Origin of the sequence: Myxococcus sp. CA056, from assembly GCF_013336715.1 — a bacterium.
Taxonomy (GTDB): domain Bacteria; phylum Myxococcota; class Myxococcia; order Myxococcales; family Myxococcaceae; genus Myxococcus; species Myxococcus llanfairpwllgwyngyllgogerychwyrndrobwllllantysiliogogogochensis.
Genome location: NZ_JABUMT010000021.1, coordinates 78,555 through 103,035, shown reverse-complemented (window position 1 = coordinate 103,035; position 24,481 = coordinate 78,555). Strand labels below are relative to the sequence as shown.

Below are 24,481 nucleotides of genomic sequence, written 5' to 3'. Positions count from 1 at the left end.
ATTCCCGCCGCGCCGAAGATGGACCGGTGTCGCGACAACGACACCCACATCGCGCTCAAGTCCCGCTCACGCTTGCCCTGGACCATGGCGACTCTTCCTCGTCACGGGGTGCTCGGAATGCGGGAATTGGGCAGTACCAGACAGGAGGTACCCCGAGGGCTTTCACCCATGGGCAGCGCGTTACCGCTGCTCTGCGTCCTTTCGGCGCTCTCCGGCTGCTCGGTGGGCCCCGAATTCACGAGGCCTGTCGCCGCGGTTCCTCAAGAGTGGAACACCCAAGGCGAACCGCGAATCACGACGCAGCCCGTGGTTGACGCCGAGTGGTGGAAGGCGTTCGGCGATCCGACACTCGATCGCCTGGTCGAGCAGGCCTACCAGCAGAACTTGCCGCTGCAGGTCGCGGGGCTGCGCATCGTGGAAGCCCGCGCCCAGTTGGGCATCCTCACGGGCCAGCAGTATCCACAGGTGCAGGTGGCCACCGGCAACGTCACCGGGGTGGGGCTCAGCGAGAACGCGGCCAATCTCTCCAGGCTCGGGTTCGACCGCGACTTCCTGAACTATGCCGTGGGTTTCGACGCCCTCTGGGAGCTGGATTTCTGGGGAAAGTACCGGCGGGGCGTGGAGTCGGGAACCGCGGGCCTGCTCGCATCGGCCGCGGACTACCAATCCGCCATCGTCGCGCTCACCGCGGAGGTCGCGCGGACGTATGTCTCGATTCGCACCTTCGAGGTGCTCATGGCTCAGGCCGAGCAGAACATCAGGATTCAGGAGGAAGGGCTGAACATCGCCCAGTCGCGCTTCAGCAACGGCGCGACCTCGGAGCTGGACGTGGTCCAGGCGGCGACGCTGTTGGAGAGCACCCGGGCCTCCCTCCCTCAGCTGGAGATTGGGTTGGAACAGTCCTTCAATGCCTTGAGCGCGCTCCTGGGCCGGCCCCCGGGGGCCCTGGAGGCGTTGCTGGCGGGGCCCAAGCAGATTCCGGTGGCGCCCGCGACGGTGGCTGTCGGCATGCCGGCGGAGATTCTGCGGCGGCGTCCGGACGTCCGCAGCGCGGAGCTGTCCGCCGCCGCGCAGTGCTCCCGCATCGGCATCGCCAAGGCGGAACTCTATCCGAGCTTCACGCTCGTGGGCTCCGTCGGGCTCGAGGCGAGCAGCGCCGGCGGCACCTTCGGCAACCTCGCCTCCATCCACAGCCTGGCCTACAGCTTCGGCCCGCGCATCGTCTGGCCCTTCCTCAACTATGGCCGCCTGAAGAACGGGGTGCGTGTCCAGGATGCGCGGTTCCAGCAACTGCTCATCAACTATCAGAACACGGTGCTCAAGGCGGCCCAGGAGGTCACGGACGCCCTGGTGGGCTTCGTTCAGTCTCATAAAGCCCTGGCATTCGAGGAGGCCGCCGTGAAGGCGGCCCAGCGGTCGGTGGAGCTCTCCATGGTGCAGTACCGGGAAGGCGCCGTGGACTTCCAGCGCGTGCTGGACGCGCAACGCTCGCTCCTCGTGCAGCAGAACAACCGGGCCCAGGCGAGCTCCGCCATCGCCACGAATCTGGTCTCCCTCTACAAGGCGCTGGGCGGAGGCTGGGAGGTGCGACAGGGGGTGCCGGTGGTCCCCGAGCGCGTCCGGAGCGAAATGGAGAAGCGGACCGACTGGGGCAACGTGGTGTCCACGCCCCGGAAGCCCGAGGTCTCGGAGAACCCTCCCCAGGGGAAGCAATAGAAAGCCCGCCATGTCCAAGACTGTCCCGAAGGGAAAGGCCAAGTGGATCATCGGGCTGGTCGCCATTGCGATCGCCGCATTCATTGGCTTCCGATATTGGAAGGGAAAGAAATCCGAGCTGCCGGAAGGGATTGTCTCGGGCAACGGACGCATCGAGGCGAAGCTCGTCGACGTCGCCGCCAAGGAGCCCCTTCGGGTGGGGCAGATCCGCGTGAACGAGGGTGACCTCGTCAGGCCGGGCCAGGTGCTGGTGCAGTTGGACACCTCCACGCTGGAGGCCAACCTCGCGGAGGCCAACGCGAACATCGCCGCCACGGAAGAACACCTGGCGGTGGCCAAGGCGGGCATCGTCAAGCAGCGGAGTGAAATCGAGCTCGCCACCATCGAGGTCGAGCGCGCGAGGCGGCTGGTGAAGGATGGCGCTGGCTCGCAGCGGGACCTGGACGTCCGCGAGAGCAAGCTGGAGACGACCCGGGCTGGTTTGTTGGAAGCGGAGGCCATGCTGAAGACCTCCATGGATGAGATTGAAGTCGCGCGCGCCAACGCGGCGACGATTCAGACGCGCATCACCGACGCGACGCTCACGTCTCCGGTGACGGGAAGAGTCCTCTATCGCCTCGCCGAGCCGGGCGAGGTGCTCGCGCCCGGAGGACCGGCGCTGACCCTGGTCAACCTGGAAGACGTCTATATGGAGATCTTCCTCCCCGCCAACGAGGCCGCCCGCGTGAAGATCGGCTCCGAGGCGCGCATCCAGGTCGACACCGAGCCCGAACGTGCCGTCGCCGGGTATGTCAGCTTCGTGTCCCCGGAGGCGCAGTTCACGCCCAAGCAGGTGGAGACGAAGAGCGAGCGGGAGAAGCTGATGTTCCGGGTGAAGATTCAAATCCCCAAGGAGCTGGCCGCCCGCTATGTCGAGCGCATCAAGACGGGAATTCGCGGCGTCGGTTACGTCAAGCTGACTCCTTCCGCATCGTGGCCGGCCCCACTGCAGAAGGTCATCGGGGCAGGCGCCGTCATTCCCTAGCCAGGCGACCGGTGAGGGCTCCGCCATGAACTCATCCGCGTCGCCAGATTCGCCGGGCGGGCTCTCGAGCGGCCCCGTCGTCTCGCTCCAGGACGTGACACACCGCTACGGCAAGGTCGTCGCGCTCGACGGCATCTCGCTCGACTTTCCCTCCGGCATCATGGTGGGCATCATCGGGCCCGATGGCGTGGGCAAGTCGACGCTGATGGCCCTGGTCGCCGGCTCCAAGAAGCTGCAGGAGGGGAGGGTGACGGTGCTGGGCGGCGACATCGCCGACGCCCGGCACCGCCGCGAGGTGGGGCCGCGCATCGCCTACATGCCTCAGGGGCTGGGCAAGAACCTCTACCTGGAGCTCAGCGTCTACGACAACGTCGACTTCATGGCCCGGCTCTTCGGCCTGTCACCGGAGGAGCGCAAGGTCCGTGTCCCGCAGCTCCTGGCGGCGACGGGGCTGGGAAAGTTCGCGGCGCGCCCGGCCGGCAAGCTCTCCGGCGGCATGAAGCAGAAGGTGGGGCTCTGCGGCGCGCTGGTGCATGACCCGGACCTGCTCATCCTCGACGAGCCCACCACCGGCGTCGACCCGCTCTCCCGACGGCAGTTCTGGAAGCTCATCGACGAGATTCGCGCCGGGCGCTCGGGGATGAGCGTCATCATCTCCACGGCCTACATGGACGAGGCACAGCAGTGGGACTGGCTCGTCGCCATGGACGAGGGCCGCGTGCTGGCGACCGGGACGCCCGCGGAGCTGATGGAGCGCTCGGGCACGAGCAACCTCGAGCAGTGCTTCATCGCGCTGCTGCCCGAGGAGAAGCGCAAGGGCCACGTGGTGCTCACCATCCCGCCCCGGCCTCCGGGCAACGCGGAGCTGGCCATCGAGGCGCACGGGCTCACGCGGCGCTTCGGCACCTTCACCGCCGTCGACCACGTCACGTTGTCGATTGAGCGCGGAGAGATTTTCGGCTTCCTGGGCTCCAACGGCTGCGGCAAGTCCACCACCATGAAGATGCTGACCGGGCTGCTGCCTCCCACGGAAGGGACGGCGAAGCTCTTCGGCGGCTCCGTCGAGGCCGGGAGCATGGAGGTGCGCAAGCGTCTTGGCTACATGACGCAGGCCTTCTCGCTCTATGGCGAGCTGACCGTGCAGCAGAACCTGGTCCTGCATGCCCGCCTCTATCACCTGCCACCAGAGCAGGCGAAGGCGCGCATCCAGGAACTCGTCGAGCGCTTCGACCTCGGCGCGCACGTGGATTCGCTGGCCGAGGCGCTGCCGATGGGGTTGCGCCAGCGGCTCTCGCTGGCGGTCGCCGTCCTGCACGGGCCGCAGATCCTCATCCTGGACGAGCCCACGTCGGGTGTGGACCCGGTCGCCCGGGACAGCTTCTGGGAGCTGCTCATCGACCTCTCGCGGAAGCAGGGCGTCACCATCTTCGTGACGACGCACTTCATGAACGAGGGGATGCGCTGCGACCGCATCTCGCTCATGAACGCGGGGAGGGTGCTGGCGTGTGACACGCCCCAGAAGCTCATCGAGGCCCAGAAGGCCGACAGCCTGGAGACGGCCTTCATCGCCTACATGGAGGACGCCATCGCCGACGCGGCCCGCGCCGAAGGCAAGGGCGCGGCCGCGGCCCCCGCTCCCGAGGCGCCCGCGCCCGCGCCCCCTCCGGCCCCATCCAAGCAGAGCGCCTTCCAACTGGGACTCGGCCGGCTGCTTGCGTACGCCCACAACGAGGCGGTGCAGATTCGCCGCGACCGTATCCGCCTGGCCTTTGCCTTCATCGGCTCGGCGCTGTTGATGCTCGTCTTCGGCTTCGGCATCACCACCGACGTCGAGAACATCCGCTTCGCCGCGCTGGACCTCGACCAGTCGACTGAAAGCCGTGCGTACCTGGAGCAGTTCTCGGGGGCGAAGCCCTATTTCACGCCGACTCCGCCCGCCGAATCCGCGGACGAGGCCCTGCGGCGGCTGCAATCGGATGACATCTCGGTGTTGCTGGAGATACCGCCCGACTTCAGCCGGGACCTCCGCCGGGGCTCCGGGCCCGAGGTCCTGGCCCAGGTGGATGGCGCCATGACCTTCCGCGGCGACACCGTCCAGCAATACGTCCAGGGAGTGCACAACCGGCTGCTGGTGGACCCCGCGAGCGGTCTCAATCCCGCGGGGCCCCCGAAGTACACGGCCAACATCGAAGAGCGCTTCATGTACAACCCGACGTTCAAGAGCATCTACTCCATCGTTCCGAGCGTCCCGGCGCTGCTGCTGCTGCTGATACCCGCCATCCTCATGACGGTCAGCATCGTGCGCGAGAAGGAGCTGGGGTCGATCATCAACTTCTACGTCACGCCCACCGGGCGGCTGGAGTACCTGCTCGGCAAGCAGTTGCCCTACGTCGTCATCGGCATGGCCAACTTCCTCATCCTCACCGCCCTGACACTGGTGGTCTTCCGCGTGCCCATCAAGGGCAGCTTCCTGATGCTGATGCTCTGCACGCTGTTCTACGTCATGGCGACGACAGGCCTCGGGATGGTGACCTCGACGTTCACCAACAGCCAGGTCGCGGCCGTCTTCGTCACGGCCATCCTGACCATTGTTCCGACCATCCAGTTCTCCGGCCTGCTGCAGCCCGTCTCCACGCTGCAGGGCGGCGCGGGCGTCATCGGGTCCATCTGGCCGGCGACCTATTACATGCACGCCAGCCTGGGCGCCTACACGAAGGGACTGGGAGCCGGCCTCATGCTGCGCGACGTCCTCTTCCTGGCCGCCTGCATCCCCGTCCTCCTGGCCATCAGCTTCATCGGCCTGCGGAAGCAGGAGAAATAGGGATGAACTCGCTGCTCAACATCCTGTGGCTCGGGCTCAAGGAGATTCGCAGCCTGCTGAGCGACGCGGTGATGGTCATCTTCGTCATCTATGCATTCACCCTGGCCATCTATGTCCAGGCGACGGGCACCTCGAGCGAGGTGAACAACGCCTCGATTGCCTTCGTGGATGAAGACGGCTCATTGCTGTCCAAGGAGCTTTTCAACGCCTTCTATCCCCCCCGCTTCATGTTGCCCGAGCTCATCTCCGCCGACGACATCCAGCCGGCCATGGACCGGGGCCGGTTCCTGTTCGTCGTCGTGATTCCGCCGCGCTTCGAGCACGACCTGCGCGCGGGCCGCACCCCGGACATCCAGGTGAACATCGACGCGACCGCCATGCAGCAGGCGGGCATCGGCGCCGGCTACATCCAGAACATCCTCACGGACCGCATCCACTCCTTCCTCCAGCGCACGGAGGAGACGGGGCCCAAGCCCATCAACCTGGTCATCCGAAAGCTCTTCAACCCCAACGGGGTGTCGTCCTGGTTCAAGAGCGTGGTGGCCATCATCAATCAAATCACCCTGCTGACCGTCGTGCTCACGGGTGCCGCGGTCATCCGCGAGCGCGAGCACGGGACGCTGGAGCACCTGCTGGTGATGCCGCTGACCGCGTTCGAAATCGCCATGGCGAAGATCTGGGCGAACGGCCTCGTGATTCTCGTGGCGACGGCGGCCTCGCTCCTCTTCGTGGTGCACCTGGTGCTGAAGGTGCCGTTCGCCGGTTCGGTGACGCTCTGGTTCTGCGGTGTCGTGCTCTACCTCTTCTTCGCCACCGCGCTCGGCATCTTCCTGGGGACCATCTCACGGTCCATGGCGCAGTTCGCGCTGCTGATCATCCTCGTGGTCCTCGTGCTGATGCTGCTGTCGGGCGGAAGCACGCCCGTCGAGAGCCAGCCGAAGTGGCTCCAGTACATCACGTACCTCCTGCCGGCCCGGCACTTCGTCAGCTTCTCGCAGGTCATCATCTACCGCGGCGGAGGGCTGGATGCCGTCTGGCGCCAGTTCCTGATGGTGGCCGGGGTGGGCATCGGCTTCTTCGTCTACAGCCTGTCGCTCTTCCGGAAGTCCATCGCGGTGAGCAAGTAGGAACAAGAGAACGTGGGGCGGAGGAACAGGTCCTGCGCGCCCCCATCGTTTTCAGCGATTGACGCGGCCAGGAGGCCCGAACAGGCACTCGGAGGAGGTCTACCTCGGAGCGCTCCTGCTGAGCGGGCTCGCCGGAGTCCACGTCGGCGTTTGGCAGGCACAGCCGTCGCGCCCGGGCATGCCACCCTACGTCTTGCGTCGCGTGCGTCGCGGAGCGCCATGCGCACTCGATGCGACAAATGACACAGGGTTGCGTTTGAAGGTTGGCATCGAGCGACAGGCCGGCGTCGCGGCGAGCCCTTCATTCACGACACGAGGATTCCGTGCATCGTCGCCATCTCTTCTCCTTGCTCGCGGGAGCGCTGCTCCTGCTGGGCGCCTGTGCGCCCGAACCGGTCGACGCACCGACCGCGGATATCCCTTCCCCCACCGAGCGTGCGGCCCAGGCCCTGGTCAACGGCACGCTGGTCAACGGCCAGCCCGTCACCGGCCTCTCCGCCGCCACCGGCGCGGAGCTCCTCTACACGCTGGACGTCCCGGCCAACCAGAACGGGGTGACGTTCACCATGTCCGGAGCGAGCGGCAACGCGGACATGTACGTCTACTTTGGGAGCACCCCCACGCCCGCCAATGCCCAATGCAGCTCGACGACCTCGGGCAGCACGGGAAGCTGCACCGTGGCCAGCCGGCTGTCTTCGGGCACGTGGTACGTCCTCCTCAAGGCCACCAGCGCCTTCTCCGGGCTGAGCCTCACCGGAACCTATTCTCCCCTTGGCACGGGCACCGGCGTCGCCAAGGTGCTCGCGGACAATCAGGTGGTGACGGTCGCAGGGGGCGTGGGCGACTGGCTCCTCTACACGATGGAGGTCCCCGCCCAGCAGTCCTCCCTGGAGGTGACCACCTCTGGCGGCACGGGCGACGTGGACCTCTACCTGCGCCACGGCAGCGCGCCGACGCTGGCCACCTACGACTGCCGCTCCCGCGTCGTCGGCACCACGGAGGGCTGCTCGGTGAGCTACCCCAAGGTGGGCACGTGGTACCTCCTGGTTCGCGGCGCCGCGACCTTCAGCAACGTGAGCCTGCTGGGCGCGGCCGTCGCGGTCCCCACGCTGATTTCCGTCGGCCAGCCCCAGGCCAACATCACCGGGGCCAAGGGGGGCTCGCTCTACTTCACGGTGAAGGTCCCCACCGGACAGAGCCTCCTCAAGGTCGACCTCGCGGGCGGCACGGGGGACGCGGACCTCTACCTGAAGCGCGCGAGCGCCCCGTCGACCGCGACCTACGCCTGCGTCTCCCGGGGGGGCACGAACACGGAGAGCTGCTCGGTGACGAACCCGCAGGCCGGCACCTACCACATCCTCCTCTACGGCTATTCGGCGTTCAGCGGCGCGACGCTGCTGGTGACCACGACGGGAGGTGGCCCCATCGGGCTGCCGCTCACCAATGCCGTGCCCGTCGAGCTCAACAGCCGCGATGGCGGTCCGTTCGTCTACCGCCTCGACGTGCCCCCCGACACGGGCAGCCTCACCATCGAGGTCTCCTACATCTTCAGCGGCCGGTACTGGATGTATGTCCGCCATGGCAGTGAGCCCGCGGGCGGTGTGTACGACTGCTCCGAGTTCGGCACGGGCCCGGAGCAATGCCAGTTCGACAAGCCCCAGGCGGGCCCGTGGTACGTCCACATCATCCCTGACTCCTCCTTCACGGGGCTGGACCTCGTGGGCACCTACGGCGGTCGCATCGAGACCACGGCCCTGCAGAACGGCCAGCCGACAGGCCCCGTCACCGCGGGAGCCCGGGACTACGTCTACTACTCGCTGGAAGTCCCCCCGGGGCAGAAGCGCCTGGCCTTCTGGGGCACCGGCGGCACGGGCTTCCCCCACGCCTACGCGAGGCTGGGCGGCATCCCGACGACCACGACCGCCGAGTGCGCGAGCTTGTTCAACTGGCCCTGCATCATCGAGAACCCGCAGCCGGGCACGTGGTTCTTCTGGCCCGAGTCCGGCTCCTACTACCAGGGCGTCTCGTTCACCGCCGAGTACACCGCGGCCGAGCCACCTCCGCCCGAGGAACTGCGCAAGGGCGAGCCCCGGACGGGCATCGCGGGCCGCCCCACCGAGGACCGGATGTTCGTGTTCCAGGTTCCGCCCAACCAGACGCGGCTCAGGGTCTCGACCACGGTCGGCACGGGCAAGACGTGGCTCCACGCGAAGCGGGGCTCCGCGCCCACGTCCACCAGCTACGACTGCTCGGGCTACTGCGACATCGAGCGTCCGGAGGGCGGCACCTGGTACATCCGGCTGGAGGGAAGCTCGACGTACTCGGACGCCACGCTGACCGCGGACTACACCGCGCCCGAGACGACGCAGGACCTGGGCTACGGCGCCACCGTCAACAACTGGCCGCCCCGGCGCTACTTCAAGCTGGAGGTCCCCGTCGGAAGCACGGGCCTCAACGCCTACACGGGTGGCAACTCCGAGGCGAAGCTGTACGTGCGCCAGGGCCGCCTGCCGACGTCCTCTGACTACGACTGCGCATCCGTGAAGCCGGGCCATGTCCGGCAGGAATGCAGCATTCCCTCGCCCCAGCCCGGGGACTGGTTCGCCCTGCTGGAGTTCCCGTCGGACTACCCCCAGACGACCGAGTCGTTCTACTGGCAGCACCTGGAGCGGGGGCCCACCTCCGACCTCGTGGATGGCGTCCCCGTGCCCGTCGCCGGCGCGTCCAGGTCCTTCCAGACGTTCCGCATCCAGGTGCCAGAGGGCCAGGCCTACCTGCTCACGGAGCTGCTCAATGCCCGCCGCACGCCCAAGTCGGCGTATGCCTATCAGTGGCTGCGGCACGAGGCCTCCCCGGCCAGCGTCTTCTTCGACTGCGGGCCCGCCTCCGTCTGCGACATCCCCAACCCCGCCCCCGGCACCTGGTACCTCACCGTTCAGGGCGGCATCTACGGCTCCACCGGCCCGACGACGGAGGGCTTCGAAGGCGCGGTCCGCTTCACGACGACGGGACGAGACGTGCGGCCCCTGGCCAATGACATCCAGGAGTGGCCGTTCAACGGCGCGAAGGGCGCGACGAGGCACTGGCGACTCGAAGTGCCCGTGGGCGCGACGGACCTGCTCTTCCAGTTGTCGGGCGCTCCCTACTCGGGCACCGGCAACGCGGACCTGTATGTGAAACACGGCTCGTTGGCCGACCCGAGTGCCTACGACTGCGCCTCCACGAACAGTCCTGGCAACGAGGAGACCTGCGCCATCACCAACCCCCAGCCCGGCACCTGGTACGTGGCCGTGCGGGACCAGGTGGGCGCGTCGGTGCCCGTCCTGCGCGCTTCCTACGCGATGACGCCGGGCGAGCATCTTCCCGCGCTGACCTCCCATGTCTCCCTGTCGGGGCAGAAGGGGCCGAAGTATTCGCAGAAGCAGTGGAAGCTGGAGGTGCCTCCCGGCCAGGGCACGCTGTGGTTCGCCACCGAGAATGGGACGGGGAGCGTGAACCTGAAGGTGAAGCGGGGTGGCCGCGCCGTGGACGGCGCCACGCTGGACTGCGCGACGACGGGCCCGGGCAACCTGAAGCAGTGCACGTTCGCCAACCCGCAGCCGGGGACGTGGTTCGTCACGTTGACGGGGACGGAGGCGTACGAGTTCGTCACCCTCACGGGCGGCTACTTCCAGGCGGACACGGTGACGCCGCTCGCCAATGGCATCCCCGCGACCAACCTCCAGTTCGACGCGGGCAAGACGCAATACTTCCACCTGGACGTGCCCGCCAACGCGGCCATGTATTCGTTCGAGCTGCGCTACGACACGACATCGACGTATGAGCATTTCGATGTCCGCGTCGAGCGTGGCACCCTGCCCACCGCCGCGAGCCCGCGCTGCGCCTACCTGGCCAAGGGCTCCGTGCGCTGCACCCTCGAGAATCCCGCCGAGGGTCCCTGGTATGCCCGCGTGCTGAGCGCCACCACGTCCTTCAGCCACGTCCGTGTCGGGGCCTTCCATGGCCCCCGTCTGGACCAGGCCCCGCTGCTGCTCAACCAGGACTACTTCTACGGAGTCGGCGGCTCCGAGGGCGTGGTGCGCACCTACAAGATTGTCGTTCCCGAGGGCGTCGACTACTTCACGGTGACGACAGGCTATCGGACCACGGGCGAGTCGGGCTCCTACTACGGGAACCTGAGCCTCGCGGTGCGCAAGGATGCACCGCCGACGGCGACGGAGCGGGACTGCGCATATCCCTTCCCGAGTCCGAACTCGACCTGCACCATCATCGACCCCGCCCCGGGGACGTACTTCGTCAGCCTCACCCTCACCGCCAACAGCTACAACCTGTGGGTGCTGCCCAACTTCCGGTAGCGGCCCCACATCCCGGGCTTCCGTGAGCGCTGTCTCTCGGAAGCCTTGGGGTGGCGCCGGCTTCCCATCCAGGGGGGCTCTGGGTTGAATGGGAGTCATGGCTCCTGAATGTCAGACGTGGGGCGTGGGGCTCCGTGGAGTCCTGGGCCTGCTGGCCATCACCGCGGGGGTGCTGCTCGCTCAGGGATGTGCCCGGGCGCCGGAGCCGGTCCCCGGCGATGAGGTCGAGGAATCGGCGGTGATGAAGGCCGTCTCCTCCAGGGACGCGGCGGCGCTCACGTCTCTGCTCGTTCGGGGCGAACCGCGCAGCTTCCCGGGCACCACCTCCTCGTGGTCGTGCTCATGATGCTCGTGTGGAGCGCCGTTGGCGCCGTGGTGCTCTGGGGCGGTGTGCCGGCTGAGCTGACGGAGTGGCTGCCTTGGGAGTCGCGCCCGGATGTGTGGTGTGAGGGATTGCCCGTGGAGCGATGCGGGGAGTTTCCCCAGCACTGCCGGGAGGCGGCCTACTGTGATGGCACCCGCTTCTGCTCTGCGTGGAGCGGCGAGGAGGCGTGTGCCGGAGAAGGAGCCATCGCGGGCCCCCTGGCCTGCTGTCCCGGGTTGCTCCCTCGCTGCGGTGTCGTGTCGAAGGAGGGGACGTGTGACTCGCGGCTCGGCACAGCGGCCCAGCCCGTCTGTCGCCGCTGTGGCGACGGCGTATGTGACGCGCGGGAGACCCGCTGCGACTGTCCCGAGGACTGCGACCTCTCCCGGAGGGCAGGTGGACCCCCTCCCGGAGACGCGCTTCCGCCGGGTCGACGCTGAGCCGACGCTTCTTCACGGCCTGCCCCCGGGGGTGGCCGGAGCCGGCGCAGGTCACTGTCAACGCGCGATTCCGTCGAGCGCGGTGATGCTCTTCTCCGGCAGCACGAGTGATGCGGCGGCCACGTTCTCGCGCAGATGCGCGACCGACGACGTGCCCGGGATGAGCAGGATGTTCGGCGCGCGGTGCAGCAGCCACGCGAGTGCGACCTGCATCGGCGTCGCGCCCAGTTCGTTCGACACTTCCGACAGCGTCGAGGACTGGAGCGGCGTGAAGCCGCCGAGCGGGAAGAACGGCACGTAGGCGATGCCCTGCTTCGCCAGCGCGTCGATGAGCGCGTCGTCTCCTCGATGCGCCAGGTTGTAGTGGTTCTGCACGCACACGATTTCGGTGAGCGCTTGCGCCTGCTCGACCTGGCGCGCCGTCACGTTGCTGAGGCCGATGTGTCGAACGAGCCCCTCTCGCTTGAGCTCGATGAGGACGGCGAGTTCCTTGTCGAGAGGGCCCTCCGTGGGCGTCATGCTCATCATGCGCAGGTTCACGACGTCGATTGCGTCGAGCCCGAGGTTGCGCAGGTTGTCCTGGAGGCCCGAGCGGAGCTCCGCGGGCGATAGCGCCGGGAGCCACGACCTGTCCGCGCCACGCCGCCCACCCACCTTCGACACGAGCACGACGTTCTTGGGATACGGATGCAACGTGGCGTGAATGAGCTGATTCGTGACGTGGGGCCCGTAGGCGTCGCTCGTGTCGATGTGGTCAATGCCGAGCGCAATCGCCTCGCGGAGTACCGCCGCGGCCGCTTCGGGATGGCTCGGCGGTCCCCAGACGTGCGGGCCCGCGAGCTGCATGGCGCCGTAGCCCATGCGGTGCACCGTGAGCGATGTGCCGGGGAACGTGAATCGACCGCCGAGTCTGTCTGTGTTCGTCATGGGCGTAAATCTAACGCTGGCCCCGATTCACACTAGCAAATAGCATGCATGCCAATCATGAACGTTGTTCGTGCCAGGAATCTCGACCTCAACCTGCTGCGCGTGCTCGTCGCCGTCGCCGACGCGGGCTCCGTTACGAAGGCGGCCGCGCGGCTCTACCTCACGCAGTCGGCGGTGAGCGCGGCGCTCTCCCGGCTCAGCGAGTCGCTGGAAACGCCGATGCTCGTGCGCCACGGTCGCGGCGCGATTCTGACCAGCCGTGCCGCACGTCTCGTGACCGAGGTCCGTCCTCTGCTCGAGGCGATGCTCCAGGCCTCGCTCGCACCGGCGCGCTTTGACCCACGCAAGAGCGAGAGGATCATCCGCGTCGGACTCGCCGATTACGCGGACGAATGGCTGTTGCCGCCGCTGCTGCGCCGGCTCGGTCGCGACGCGCCCAACATGCGGCTCGTCTGCACGCCGGTCCAGTTCCGCACGGTGGTCGAGGCGCTGGCGACCCGTCGCGTCGACCTCTCGGCCACGGTCATCGACAAGCTGCCGCAAGCCATTCTGCGCACGCCGCTCATCCGCGGCCATTTCGTCTGCCTGTTCGACCCGCGCCACGTGAACCTCGGCGCGCGACCTGGCAAGCGCGCGTATCTCGCGCAGGAGCACGTCATCGTCTCCTTCAACGGCGACCTGCGCGGCACGGTCGAGGACCGGTTCGGCGTGGAGCGACGCGTCCGCTGCTCGGTCGCGAGCTTCAGCGCGATAGGCGCCATCGTTGACGGCAGCCCGTTGGTAGCGACCCTGCCCGATGTCTTCGCGGCGCATGTCCTGCGGCAGCGGCCGCACCTTCGCAGCGCGCGCTTCCCCTTCGCGCACCCCGCTGGTGGCATGGACCTGCTGTGGCCCGCGGCGCTGGATGAGGACGAGGCGTGCGCCTTCGTGCGCGCCGCGATCATCGATATCGCCAGGCAGGTGCCCGCGCCTTCTTGACGCACTCCCAAGGAATGTTTCAGCGCTGGATTTGGGTGTGGGGTCGAGAGAAGCTCTTGGGATGCCCATTGACCGTCTCATGCGCATCCACTGCCCTGAGTCCCTGGCGAAGGGGGAGAGGGCTCTCGGACCTGAGTTCACGGCGATGAGCGAGCGGGTGCGACGGGTCACCGAGCTGACGTCGCGCCTCAACGTCCTGCCTTTCGAGGACGAGGCGGGCAAGGCCGCGCTGTTCGAGCAGATCCTGGGCCGGCCGCTCCCGGGGAGGGTGACAATCTATCCGCCCTTCTACACGGACCACGGCCTGCGTCTGGAGCTTGCCGAGCGCGTGTTCATCAATCAGGGCTGCACGTTCCTCGACTACGCCGGCATCCGACTGGGCGAAGGTGTGATGGTCGGCCCGAAGGCCACGTTCATCACCGTCAGCCATCCGGTCGACCCGGGCGAGCGGCGGCTGTACCTCACGGGCGCACCCATCGACGTCGCGGAGAACGTGTGGATTGGCGCGGGCGCGACCATCATGCCCGGGGTCCGTATCGGGCGCGACGCGGTGGTCGCGGCCGGGGCGGTCGTCGTCGACGACGTGCCCGCGGCGAGCCTGGTGACCGGCCCCAAGGCGACCGTTCGCCGACGGTGGTGAGTCACGAGCGTGCTCCGGGCGCTCGGACCGGCCGGTGGGCGCCGCCTCATGAAGCAGCGCCTGTCAGCGCTCCAACGCAGGCTGCTTCAGCGGCTTGCTAGCAGTTGTCGCGGACATTGTAGTACTTCGACGTCCGCCCCCAGTTGACATAGCTGCCGCAGGAGCACCCGCGCTCACCGATGACCGCCGTGAGGGAGGCGTTGTAGTAGCGGGTGACGCTGGTTGGGAGGTTGGTGCAGTTCGGGAGCGGCGACTCCTCCGAGGCCAGGGTCGACTCCTCCTCTTGCTCCTGCTCCATGGGACCGCCACAGCCCACCGCCATCGCCAACAGACCGCCAATCAGGAACGTGCGCATGCGCCCTCCGTGAGGGGTTGCAGCCACGTCATCCATCAATACATCTGTCTCTTGAATCCCCGACAAACTCGTGACTCGGCGCGCAATGCCAGAGCACTCCACCGCTGACGCCCGAGGCTCGGCACTCCAGGAGAGGCTCCCGGAGTCCACGTGTAATGGGCGCCCTCTTGCCAGGTTGTTGGGCTAGCGGGCGGCGGGTTGAGGCGAAGGCTCACCGACGAGCCGTGTCTCCAGCCGCGAACGCCACTTGAGCGCGGGCCGTTCCACGCCGTGGTGCAGCGCGAGCGACGCGAGCAGCACCGCCACGGCGCCTCCCAGCAGTGTGATGGGGTGGAAGGCGTCCATGCCATGGGGCTCCAGCGCGACACGGACTGCGTGCTGCACGGCCTTGTGGGTGAGGTAGACGGTGAAGCTCAAAACCGCGAAGGTCCTCGCGCCGGGGATGCGGGCGCAAACGCGCGAGGCGGTGGGGCCCGCCAGGGCCACGAGCAGCGCCGCGTAGCCCACCGAGGTCAGGGGGAACGCGAGCATCGTGTGGGCGAGATACCGGAAGTGTTCCTCGTTCAGCCAAAGCACGACGCCCAGGCACGCGAGCCCCACGAACGCCAGGCCTGCCGCGCGGGCCCCTCGTGTCCAGCGCTCCCATGCCGCGGGTCGGAAGACGCGCAGCGCCGCGAGCAACACGCCGCACGCCAGCCCGTCGAGCCGCGCGTACGTCGGGTAGTACAGGAGCGTGTCGTAACCGCGCCACCCGGCTTCACCCGGCCCGAGCATCGAGAAGTGGCGTTGCCACAGGCCGCCGCGCAAGAGCATTCCGGCCACCAACAACCCTGCCGCGCCCGCGAGGAGGTGCGGCGCCCGGACGCGTCCGCGCAGCGCGAGCACGGTGAGGGGCAGCACCAGGTAGAAGTGCTCCTCCACGCACAGCGACCACGCGTGGGAGAATCCGTTCCGGCGCAGTCCGAAGTTCTGCGTGAAGGTGAGGAAGCGCCACGCGGGCGTCTCCACGGGGCGTTCACTCCACGCGGGAATGAAGAGGTACAGGGCCACGACGATGAGATAGGGCGGCAGGATGCGCAGCGAGCGCCGCAGGTAGAAGCGCTTCAGGGACGGTGTCTCGCCCCGGGACACCGGCTCCAGGAGCTGTGAGCCGATGAGGAAGCCGCTCAGCACGAAGAACAGCTCCACGCCCGTCCATCCGAAGTTGGCGAGCACCTGGTAGGTCTCGTGGCCGTCGGGGCGCGGGTAGTGGAAGAGGACGACGATGAGGATGGCCAGGCACCGGAGCAGGTCCAGGCCGGCGAGGTGGCGCGGTTCGGTGGCGTTCAGCGGAGTCGGCTCTCAGCGGGGGGAGGCGCTGGATGCTAGGGGACATCGCCCGACGTGCGGCATCCATTTCCGCGCCCCGATGTTTTTCGTCACGCCGCGTCTTGAGGAAAGAGGGGAGAGCCGGGACGCCGTGTTTCCGATGAAGGCCAGGGCAGGTCCCCCGGGCAGGGCCCTCGGGCAGGGCCCTCGTCGCCATCCGTCACGGATGCTCCGCCTACTCGGAAGCGCGTTCGAAGACAGCTTGAGTCCGAGGAGAATCCCAGCAGGACCCGGTGCCGAGGCTCCACCGCCGGGAGATCTCCCGAAGCACGCAGCCACAGCTTCTTGTCGGGATAATCAAAGGTCCAGACGCGCCCCGCGAACCAGACCTGGCCCAGTATCCCATCCTCGTACGTTGACCGGTCCTGTACCTCCGCGGCCACGGGGAGCTGGTCCTGGGTCCAGTGGGGCAAGGGGAGCGCCGTGGGGGCTGGGAGTCGAGGCACAGGACACCAATACTCCCAAGAGCATCAACCAGAGTCGTTGCGGCATGAGTTCGGTTCCTTTCTCCGAGAGAGCGTGCGTCAGAGCGGCTGGTGCATCACGAACGCATCGACTTCGCCCGCGGTGGGGTGCTGGAACGCGAGGGGGAGACGCCCGACGATTTCGAACCCGAGTGCCTGCCAGAGCTTCACGGCCCGTTCGTTCGTGCTGACGACGAAGTTGAACTGCATGGCGCGGTACCCACGCGAGCGTGCGTACTCCATCGAGTGCGCGCACATGCGCCGCGCGATGCCTCGGCCCGTCGCGGCTGCGCTCGTCATGTAGCCGCAATTACAGACGTGTCGTCCGCCGCCTGCCTGGTTTGGTCGGATGAAGTAGGTGCCGAGAATGACACCGTCCTCCTCCGCGACGAACGTTTCCTTGTCCGGACCCATCCAGTACGCCAGCGCGTCCGCTTCGCTCATGTTCGCGTCGAGCGCGTACGTCGTGCCTTCGCGGATGGTGGGGATGATGATGGCCGCGATGGCCGTGGCATCGGCGGCTTCGGCTCTCCTGAGGCGCATGGCGGAAGCTTACTTGACCCAAGCAGACAGGCAACGCGGGCGCGGGGCCCCGGCTGGAGACGTGACCCCGAGCCCGGCGCCTCCCTTGGATGACGTGGACCCGGAGCTCGGCGTTCCCCCTGCAATGGGGCATGTCCGCAGTCAGTCTCCCTCGTAGCAGACGCCGACTTCACGCAGCTCGACCGTCGACCACTCGGCCGCGGGACACTTGCGGGCGATCTCGAGCGCCTCCGCACGGGTAGGGCAGTCGAAGAGGACGTAGCCCCCGACAATCTCCTTGGATTCGGCGAACGGGCCATCGCGCAGGGTGTGCTGACCGCCTCGGACCTCGACCCGCACCCCTTCCGAAACGGAGCGGAGCGAGTCGCTCGCCTTCCATACCCCTCGGGCCTTGAGGTCCTCGACGAAGCCCACCATCCGCTCCATCTCGCGCCCTCCCTCCTCGGGTGTCCGGCTCCGCTTGCGGGTGCTCTCTTCCAGAATCAACAACATGTACGCCATCACACGCTCCGTTCGTGGGTGGCTTCGGAGCGTCCCCCATCCGCCCTTCGAGCAGAAGCGTTTCCTGCGCGTACCCCGGGCCGCTGGCAATCCATTGCCCCGGTCCGTCACGGACGTACGCGGCGTTGTGGAAATTCGGTGGAAATGCGCCGCCCAATTCCGTGGGGACTCCCCTGGTGGAGCGCCCCCATGCCCACCCGCTTCCCTCATCCCCCATTCCCCGCGGGTTCCACGCCGGGTCACCCTCGTCCGCCGCGTGGCGGCGTGGCCCCGGAGTGGCGTGGGCGCGCTCTTCCTGACCAGTCCCCACCCGGAGCGTCTCGCCATGGCCTTTATCGACAAGCTGTTTCGCAGTCCCCCGCCGCCACCTGCCCCTGCGCCAGCCCCGGCTGCGCCCCCTCCGGAAGCGGCGCCTGTCAATCAGGCCACCCCTCCGGCCGGCGCGACCGTGGGGACCCCCTTCAAGGACGAGTTCACGCCGCCGGCGCAAGACACGACGCACGTGGCACCGCCTCCTCCTCCGCCGCCTCCCGTCGAAGCGCAGGCGCAGCAGGATGCCGCTTCAGTCGCGGACGTCTACCGGTCCAGTAACGCGGGCGAGGCCGCGAAGAAGCTGGAGTCCCTGGTGGCGAGCCGCCCGGGGGACAAGGCCTACGCGGACGCGCTCCTCAAGGCGTCGGACGCGACGCTCCAGAAAATCGGAGGGGACCTGGGGTACATCGCCGACAAGGAGAAGAAGGACGACAAGTCCAAGGCCACCGTGCGCGACAGCCTGTCGGCGCTGGGCCGTGTGGCGGATGCCGCGGGGCCAGATGGAGTGAAGGTCATCTCCCAGCGCCTCGCTGAGGGGCTGCCGAACGAGAAGGACCTGGGCCAGTTCGACGACACCCTGAAGTCACTCGCGGAGGATTGCCAGTGCAGGGTGCTCACCGATGGTCTGGTCCAGGCGCTCGCGCCCATCAAGCCCAAGGCGGTCGAGGGGTTGAGCGAGCTGACCCAGCAGGCCAAGGACGGGGTCTCCCAGGCCCGGGGGGATTACGACAAGGCACTCGAGAAGAAGACCCAGGCGGAGGCGAGGCTGAACGAGGACCTCGCCCGGTTCGGCGCGGCGCTGGCGCCCGAGCAACTGGAGGCCTACAAGAACGAGTACCGCGCGAAGCACAAGGACGTCTACGACGCGGAGACGCAGGCGGCCGACAAGCTCGCCTCGACGTTGGAGTCGTCCCGGGGCTCGTTGGAGACGCTCGCCGTCGCCGGAGACGAGAAGGCCATCAAGGAGCTGTATGACGGCTACCAGTCATTGGCGAAGAGCAGCCAGCACGCGGATGACGCCATCCGCTGGGTGGGCAGCATCAGCCAGCTCCCCCTGGACCAGAACCCCGTCCTGAGGACGCTTGAGTCCGCGAAGGGCAAGGACTTCGAGACCAAGCTCCAAGATGACATCCTCGCTCCCGCCCTCCCCAACGCCCAGGCTGAAATCCTGGGCAAGGATCGCCCCACCGCGCCGGGGACGAAGGACGACGACCCCGCCGCCCTCGAGGCGGACAGCAAGGCCGCGTCGGAGGAGCTGAACACCCTCCTCGTCTCTCTGGTGGATGTGAAGGGGCTCGCCAAGATTCCCGGCGCGGTCAAGGACTTCCAGGCCGCGTTGGGCACGGCCGTCATCGACCGCAACTACGACACGCTGGCCAACAAATTCCTCACCGACTGGGAGGGCCAGAACCGCTTCATGAAGGCGCTGGGAGTCGCGGGAGTGGTGCAGTCGGGCTTCGGCGCCGTGAACGCCTTCCAGGATGGGAAGTATCCGGCCGCCATCATCAAGTCCGCCGCGTTCGCCAATGGCGGCCTGGAGCTGACGGCGGGCGTCCTGCACACCATGAACAGCGCCAGCCCCTTCGCCAAGAACGCGGCCAAGTTCGCGGCGCGCATGGCGCCGGGTGTGGGGCTCGCGCTCAATGGTCTCCAGATGAGCAAGGACGTGGAGAAGCTCAAGGACAACAAGGGCGACCCTGGCGCGTGGATGCAGGTGATGGGAACGGGAATCTCGCTGGCGGGCAATGCCCTCCAGTTCGTCCCCGTGCTGGGCACCGCGGCGGGAGCCGTCATCAGTGGCGTTGGCGCGGGAATCCACCTCCTCGGTGGCATGGTCAGCGGGCTCTTCTCCGGGGATGACTCGAAGAAGGAACTGAAGGAGGAGCGGACCGCGCTGGTCCAGAAGGCCGCCCAGATCGATGAGAGCGCCGCGAAGAACATCGTCGAGGCGGGCAGCGAGGACCACGAGCGGTTGATCAACGCGGGACTGACGCCGAAGGACATCCAGAACCTGGCGGGGTCGACCGACCCCAAGGTGGACCTCAATTCCACCGCCACGGCCGCATACGCGAAGGCCGCCCAGGCGTTCGGACTCAAGGACCCTCAGGCGCTCACGCAGCTCATCAAGCAGGCCCAGGGCAACCCCCAGGACCCGCTCACGATGATCGTGACGAACACGATGAACGATACCTCCCTTGAGTTCCCGCGGATGAGCGACGGCAAGGACTGGTACAACCAGCAGGACTGGAAGGACCTGGGGCAGAAGTTCCGCGACGACCTGCTCAAGAAGCTGGACGGGACAAAAGTGAAGGGAGGCAAGGAACTCGCGGACCTCCTCCGGAAGGGGGACCCCTCCCAGGCGGACGTCCGCGTCATGTTCTCGAACTTCTCGGTCGTTTGAGCGGTCGAGGCGTCACCCCGCCAGGGTGAGGATGACCGACGCGGCCGTGCGCCGTGTCGGTCCGTGGTTCACGACCTCGATGTTGTTTCCATCCGGGACCAATACGAAGGCCGCATAGGAGCCCGGGTGGGCGCTGTGTTCGCCCGGGCCGCCCTGGTCCCTGCTCCTGAATGATGTCTCCTGACGGTGACCGCGCTGGTCCCTCCGAGCCCCGTTGTCCGGATGCCGTGCTCACCCGCCTTGACGCGCTTCATAAGAACTGTTGCACGCCCTGCGGCACGATGGTGTGTACGGCGCGCTGCATCGGTGCTCCTAGCGCGGTGAAGCCACCGGGGTGCTTTTGAACCGCGAAGTGCCAGTGGTCATTGTCGTCCCTCCATCCCGCGATGAAGGCGATGCCTGGATTGGGGACGAGCGCGGGGTTGTCGCCGTAGCAGTACCGGCCATGCATCGCGGGGAGTGGGCCGCCGAGCGCCGTGATGGGGACGGCGGCCACCGGCGGCACGCCGGCGAAACCGGGCAGCGCATCGGGGCGCAGGGCCACCGACCGCACATTCGTGCCCGCGCCCATTCGGGCCGTGTAGAAGGCGCGCTCCGCGCTGAGCCTCCGGGCATCGACGTTGACGCCGCCAGCGAGCGCTGCCCCGCCCCAGGCCGCGGGTGCGTTGACCCCAGGATCCCAGGCAATGTGTGTCACCCAGACGTTGGCCGGCCCCGCGCCGCCCGCGGGCGTGGCGACGCAGAACGTGCAGCCGCTGAACATGGCGGTGAAGAAGAACCTGACGTGCGGGTCATTCAGATGCAGTTCGTTCGCGCCCTGCGTCGCCCAGGGTAACCAGTATGCGGTGTATTGGCGGGTCCACCGCCCCACGGGATTCGCGACGCGGGCGAGCCCGACCTTCATCACCTGCAGCGCCGCGTAATTGGCAGCCGCGTTGGTGAAGGCCAGGCCTGCCGGTGCCGCTGCTCCCAGTGCCTGTCCAAAGGTCTGTCCCGCGGGAATGTTGCCGCCAAAGGCTCCCGCGACGAAGTCAAACGTGAGCACCATCGGCTCCGGGCGGGCATAGACGTTGTCGACCGCCCAGCCCCCCTGACCCAGGTCCATCACGCAATGGCAGGTCGGGCAGGGCTGGGCCGGCAGCGTGACCATGATGAGCCGATTCATGAAAGCGAGCGGGTCTGCCTTGAATCTCTTGTTGAGTTCATGCACGCGGCTGTTCCTCCGGAGTGGGCAGGAATGCAGTGCAATGCACAGTCCAACATGGCGCAAGGCTGTGTTCGCCCGGTGAGGCGCTGCGTGGTGGAGCGATTGCGTCCTCGTGGGACGCGGTTTCGTCCCTCCTGAACGCCGCTCGAAGGCGTGGTCCCACTCACGGCGAACTGGATGCGCGCCTCCCGAAGTCCCTGGGAGGCGCGCATCCGTGACTCGGTGGCTTCAGCTTCAGTAGACCACTACCGAGGCGTAGACACTGGTGCCGTTCGTATAGGCCACCAGGGCGCCGCCGTTCGACGGGAGCGCCGCGACCGCTGGCACGGTGCCCGGCCCCACCGTCCTGGCATCCGTGGCCAGAATCAGGGTGGCTCCCACGAGCATCCGGTCCAACTGGATGTCGCCCGTCCCCCGCTGGGTGGCGATGTAGCCGTTGCCGAGCGCGTCCGAGTCAATCGTCCGGATGGGGGCGGGACTGACGTCCGTGGGGAGGCCCGGCACCTGGGTGCTCGTCCCCGGCGCGGACATGGGGATGACGTCCACGTTGTTGTCCCCGTTGGAGCCCGTGGCGTAGATGAAGCCGTTGGAGCCCGTCCAGTCCGAGAAGAAAGCCTGCCCCGGCGGGGAACTCAGCGGGCCGAAGCTGGTCCCCTGGTCGCTACTGCGGCTGATGCGGAAGGCAGGGGAGTCACTCACCGAGAAGACATCTCCGCTGATCTTGTCCACGAGGACGTCGAAGAAGGCATTGGCCTGGTCCACGTCTGTCGCGCTGAAGTCGTTCGCGCCTCGCGCGAAGTTCCGGAGGATGCGCACCCCTACGCCGCCTCGCGAGACGGAGATGTAGAGGGCGTCGCCCCTGGAATCCAGACTGACGGTGGCGTTGGCGGCCGCGCTGAGGGACCGCGGCGCCTCCCAGCTCGCTCCCGCGTCGACGGTCCGGGTGAACAGCAGAACGCCTGGGCTCGCCGTCGCCGCGACGTACGCGACTCCCGTGGGGCCGCCTTCAATCGCGACCTCCGCCGCGTTGGTGATTCCCAGGGGAGTGGGCCCCACCCAGGTGAGGCCACGGTCCACGCTCACGCTGACATGGACCTCGCCACCACACCGCATGACGACGTAGAAGCGCCCCAGTGCATCCACCGCCGCCTTGCGCCCCGTGTTCGAGTTGGCCGTGGTGCAGTTCAGCGTCCCGCTGATGAGCGTGGGGGGCACATTCGAGAAGGCATCCAGTTGGCACGTGGCGTCGCAGCCATCCCCTGGGGTCGTGCCGCCATCATCGCACTGCTCTCCCGTGGCGCTGTCGACCAGGCCGTCGCCGCACACCTCCACGCCCTGGCAGTCCGCCCGGCAGCCATCCCCCGCGACGCGGTTGCCGTCGTCACACACCTCACCTGAATCGGTGTTGCCGTCGCCGCAGAAGGGCGGAGGCCTGACGGTGATGTTGACCGTGGCGGTATTGGAGGTCAGTGCGCCGTCGCTGGCCGTGAAGGTGAACGAGTCCTCCCCATGGAAGTCCACGGCCGGCGTGTAGAGCAACTGGGCGCCCGTCCCAGACAGGGTTCCGTGCGCGGGAGGAGCGGTCACGGTGTACGTGATCGCGTCCCCGTCCACGTCCGTGGCCGCCAACGTGATGGGCGTCGACGTGTTGTAGCTCACCGTCACCGAGGCGGAGGCAGCCACGGGCGCGTCATTGACTGGCGTCACCGTCACCGAGACGGTGGCCGTTGCCTGCTCCTCGCCGTCGGAGACCGTGACCTGGAAGGTGTCCTCTCCGGCGAAGTTCGCGTTCGGGGTGTACGTCACCGTCGCGCCCGTGCCTGTGAGCGTGCCGTTGCTCGGCGAGGTGTAGGAGAACACCAGCGCGTCGCCATCCGGGTCCGCCGCGGGGATGGTGATGTTCACCGAGGTGTCCTCGGGGGTGGTCGCGTGGACGTCCTCGACCGTGGGCGCTGAGTTGTTGTCGCAGATGCTCGGCTGTCCCGTGCAGGTGTAGCCCGGCTCCACCTTGCAGACGCTGTTGCAGCCGTCTCCAGAGAGCTGATTGCCGTCGTCACAGATTTCGACCCCACCAATCACCCCATCGCCACAGATGGGTCGCAGCGACGTCTCCACCGCGTCCACCAGGTAGAGCGCGAGCACCGCGCCCCTCAGTCGCACGTAGCGATAGGGCTGGTTCCCCGGGTACGTCGCCACCGCGACATGCGTCCCCAGGCCCAGCTCCACCAGGTGCAACGAGCTGGAGCCAATGAACGTCCCATCCGCCTTCAGGAAGTCCACCTGGGCCACCAGCGCCAATGACAGGCCCTGGTAGTAGACGCGCAGGTCGCCGTTGCCTTCCTCTCCCTGACCCAGGTCCAGGACCAGCGCCGAGTTGAGCAAGCCCAGCAGTGTCGCCGCCTGCCCGTCCGGAGCGCCCAGCGCCGCGCTCGCGTTGAGCACCGTCGCCGTGGTGCCGGACGCCACCGCATCCGCATACGGGTCCCACGCCAACAAGGCGTCCAGACGCTCACTCGTCAGCGCCCCATCCTCCGGAAGACGAACCTTCTCCTCCAACGGCTCCACGCCACACGCCCCCAGCGACAAGGCCAGCGCAAGGCCCAGCCCCCACGACCACGGCATACCAGGACGGCTTCGCATCGAGTGTCTTCCCCCGAGGAGCAGGATGGAGCCCGGAATGGACCGTCCCCCCCATGGAATGAACGACACCTCTCCTTGCCCGCAACGGCTCTGCGCGCAACACCTTGATGGCCGGCGTCCTCAGACCACCAGCCGACAAGCGCTCGAGGACGATGGACACAATGTCCATGACATGCATTTGCCTGCCTCCGCGCGGCGCCGCCCCACGTGCACTCCGGCGACGCTGTGAGACGTTGGGCGACGGGCACCCCACGCTCCGCGCCGGCTACCGCATCCTCTTCTCCGGACCCCCCTTCGG

General features: G+C 67.6%; 16 protein-coding genes. 9 read left to right on the top strand and 7 right to left on the bottom strand.

Annotated elements, in window-relative coordinates; genetic code table 11:
- The first annotated feature begins 18 nt into the window (after positions 1-18).
- From HUA76_RS41950 to HUA76_RS41925, 6 genes are all read left to right on the top strand, one after another.
- Positions 19-1,716 (top strand): efflux transporter outer membrane subunit, encoded by a 1,698-nt coding sequence (locus tag HUA76_RS41950; protein WP_371823603.1) that lies wholly within the window; start codon positions 19-21, stop codon positions 1,714-1,716.
- Between the two features lie 10 nt (positions 1,717-1,726).
- Positions 1,727-2,740 (top strand): HlyD family secretion protein, encoded by a 1,014-nt coding sequence (locus tag HUA76_RS41945; RefSeq protein WP_174464093.1) that lies wholly within the window; start codon positions 1,727-1,729, stop codon positions 2,738-2,740.
- A 25-nt stretch (positions 2,741-2,765) separates the two neighbouring features.
- Entirely contained in the window at positions 2,766-5,561 is a 2,796-nt protein-coding gene (gene rbbA, locus HUA76_RS41940) for a ribosome-associated ATPase/putative transporter RbbA (protein WP_174458715.1), read from the top strand.
- Positions 5,562-5,563: 2 nt separating this feature from the next.
- Entirely contained in the window at positions 5,564-6,688 is a 1,125-nt protein-coding gene (locus HUA76_RS41935) for an ABC transporter permease (protein ID WP_174458714.1), read from the top strand.
- Positions 6,689-7,011: 323 nt separating this feature from the next.
- Positions 7,012-11,043 (top strand): PPC domain-containing protein, encoded by a 4,032-nt coding sequence (locus HUA76_RS41930; RefSeq protein WP_174464092.1) that lies wholly within the window; start codon positions 7,012-7,014, stop codon positions 11,041-11,043.
- Positions 11,044-11,140: 97 nt separating this feature from the next.
- Positions 11,141-11,389 carry a hypothetical protein gene (locus HUA76_RS41925; protein ID WP_174464091.1) on the top strand — a complete coding sequence of 83 codons (249 nt, stop codon included), beginning with the start codon at positions 11,141-11,143 and terminating at the stop codon, positions 11,387-11,389.
- 515 nt (positions 11,390-11,904) lie between these two features.
- Here the strand turns inward: HUA76_RS41925 and HUA76_RS41920 are convergent.
- The gene (locus HUA76_RS41920) at positions 11,905-12,774 is read right to left on the bottom strand and encodes an aldo/keto reductase family oxidoreductase (protein ID WP_174458711.1); all 870 of its coding nucleotides are present in this window, start codon (positions 12,772-12,774) and stop codon (positions 11,905-11,907) included.
- A gap of 57 nt (positions 12,775-12,831) precedes the next feature.
- On the opposite strand from HUA76_RS41920, the gene HUA76_RS41915 reads away from it, so the two are divergent.
- Together HUA76_RS41915 and HUA76_RS41910 are read left to right on the top strand one after the other, a co-directional pair.
- On the top strand, positions 12,832-13,752 hold the full coding sequence (locus HUA76_RS41915; RefSeq protein ID WP_174464090.1) for a LysR family transcriptional regulator: 921 nt from the start codon (positions 12,832-12,834) through the stop codon (positions 13,750-13,752).
- Between the two features lie 61 nt (positions 13,753-13,813).
- Positions 13,814-14,392 carry a DapH/DapD/GlmU-related protein gene (locus HUA76_RS41910; RefSeq protein ID WP_174464089.1) on the top strand — a complete coding sequence of 193 codons (579 nt, stop codon included), beginning with the start codon at positions 13,814-13,816 and terminating at the stop codon, positions 14,390-14,392.
- A 97-nt stretch (positions 14,393-14,489) separates the two neighbouring features.
- Here HUA76_RS41910 and HUA76_RS41905 read toward each other — a convergent pair whose 3' ends face one another.
- From HUA76_RS41905 to HUA76_RS41890, 4 genes are all read right to left on the bottom strand, one after another.
- A complete protein-coding gene (locus HUA76_RS41905) occupies positions 14,490-14,747 on the bottom strand; it encodes a hypothetical protein (RefSeq protein ID WP_174458709.1) in 258 nt (85 codons plus the stop codon).
- A 183-nt stretch (positions 14,748-14,930) separates the two neighbouring features.
- Positions 14,931-16,037, bottom strand: coding sequence for an acyltransferase (locus tag HUA76_RS41900; protein WP_174458781.1), 1,107 nt, complete (start codon positions 16,035-16,037; stop codon positions 14,931-14,933).
- A 602-nt stretch (positions 16,038-16,639) separates the two neighbouring features.
- Positions 16,640-17,122 carry a GNAT family N-acetyltransferase gene (locus HUA76_RS41895; protein ID WP_174458708.1) on the bottom strand — a complete coding sequence of 161 codons (483 nt, stop codon included), beginning with the start codon at positions 17,120-17,122 and terminating at the stop codon, positions 16,640-16,642.
- A gap of 141 nt (positions 17,123-17,263) precedes the next feature.
- Entirely contained in the window at positions 17,264-17,623 is a 360-nt protein-coding gene (locus tag HUA76_RS41890; RefSeq protein ID WP_174458707.1) for a YciI family protein, read from the bottom strand.
- 448 nt (positions 17,624-18,071) lie between these two features.
- Here HUA76_RS41890 and HUA76_RS41885 point away from each other — a divergent pair, with 448 nt between their 5' ends.
- Complete coding sequence (locus HUA76_RS41885) at positions 18,072-20,336, top strand: hypothetical protein (protein WP_174464088.1); 2,265 nt, start codon at positions 18,072-18,074, stop codon at positions 20,334-20,336.
- 250 nt (positions 20,337-20,586) lie between these two features.
- On the opposite strand, the gene HUA76_RS41880 is transcribed toward HUA76_RS41885, so the two are convergent.
- Complete coding sequence (locus HUA76_RS41880; RefSeq protein WP_174458705.1) at positions 20,587-21,546, bottom strand: hypothetical protein; 960 nt, start codon at positions 21,544-21,546, stop codon at positions 20,587-20,589.
- 231 nt (positions 21,547-21,777) lie between these two features.
- A complete protein-coding gene (locus HUA76_RS41875) occupies positions 21,778-24,165 on the bottom strand; it encodes an Ig-like domain-containing protein (RefSeq protein WP_254614837.1) in 2,388 nt (795 codons plus the stop codon).
- Positions 24,166-24,481 lie beyond the last annotated feature (316 nt).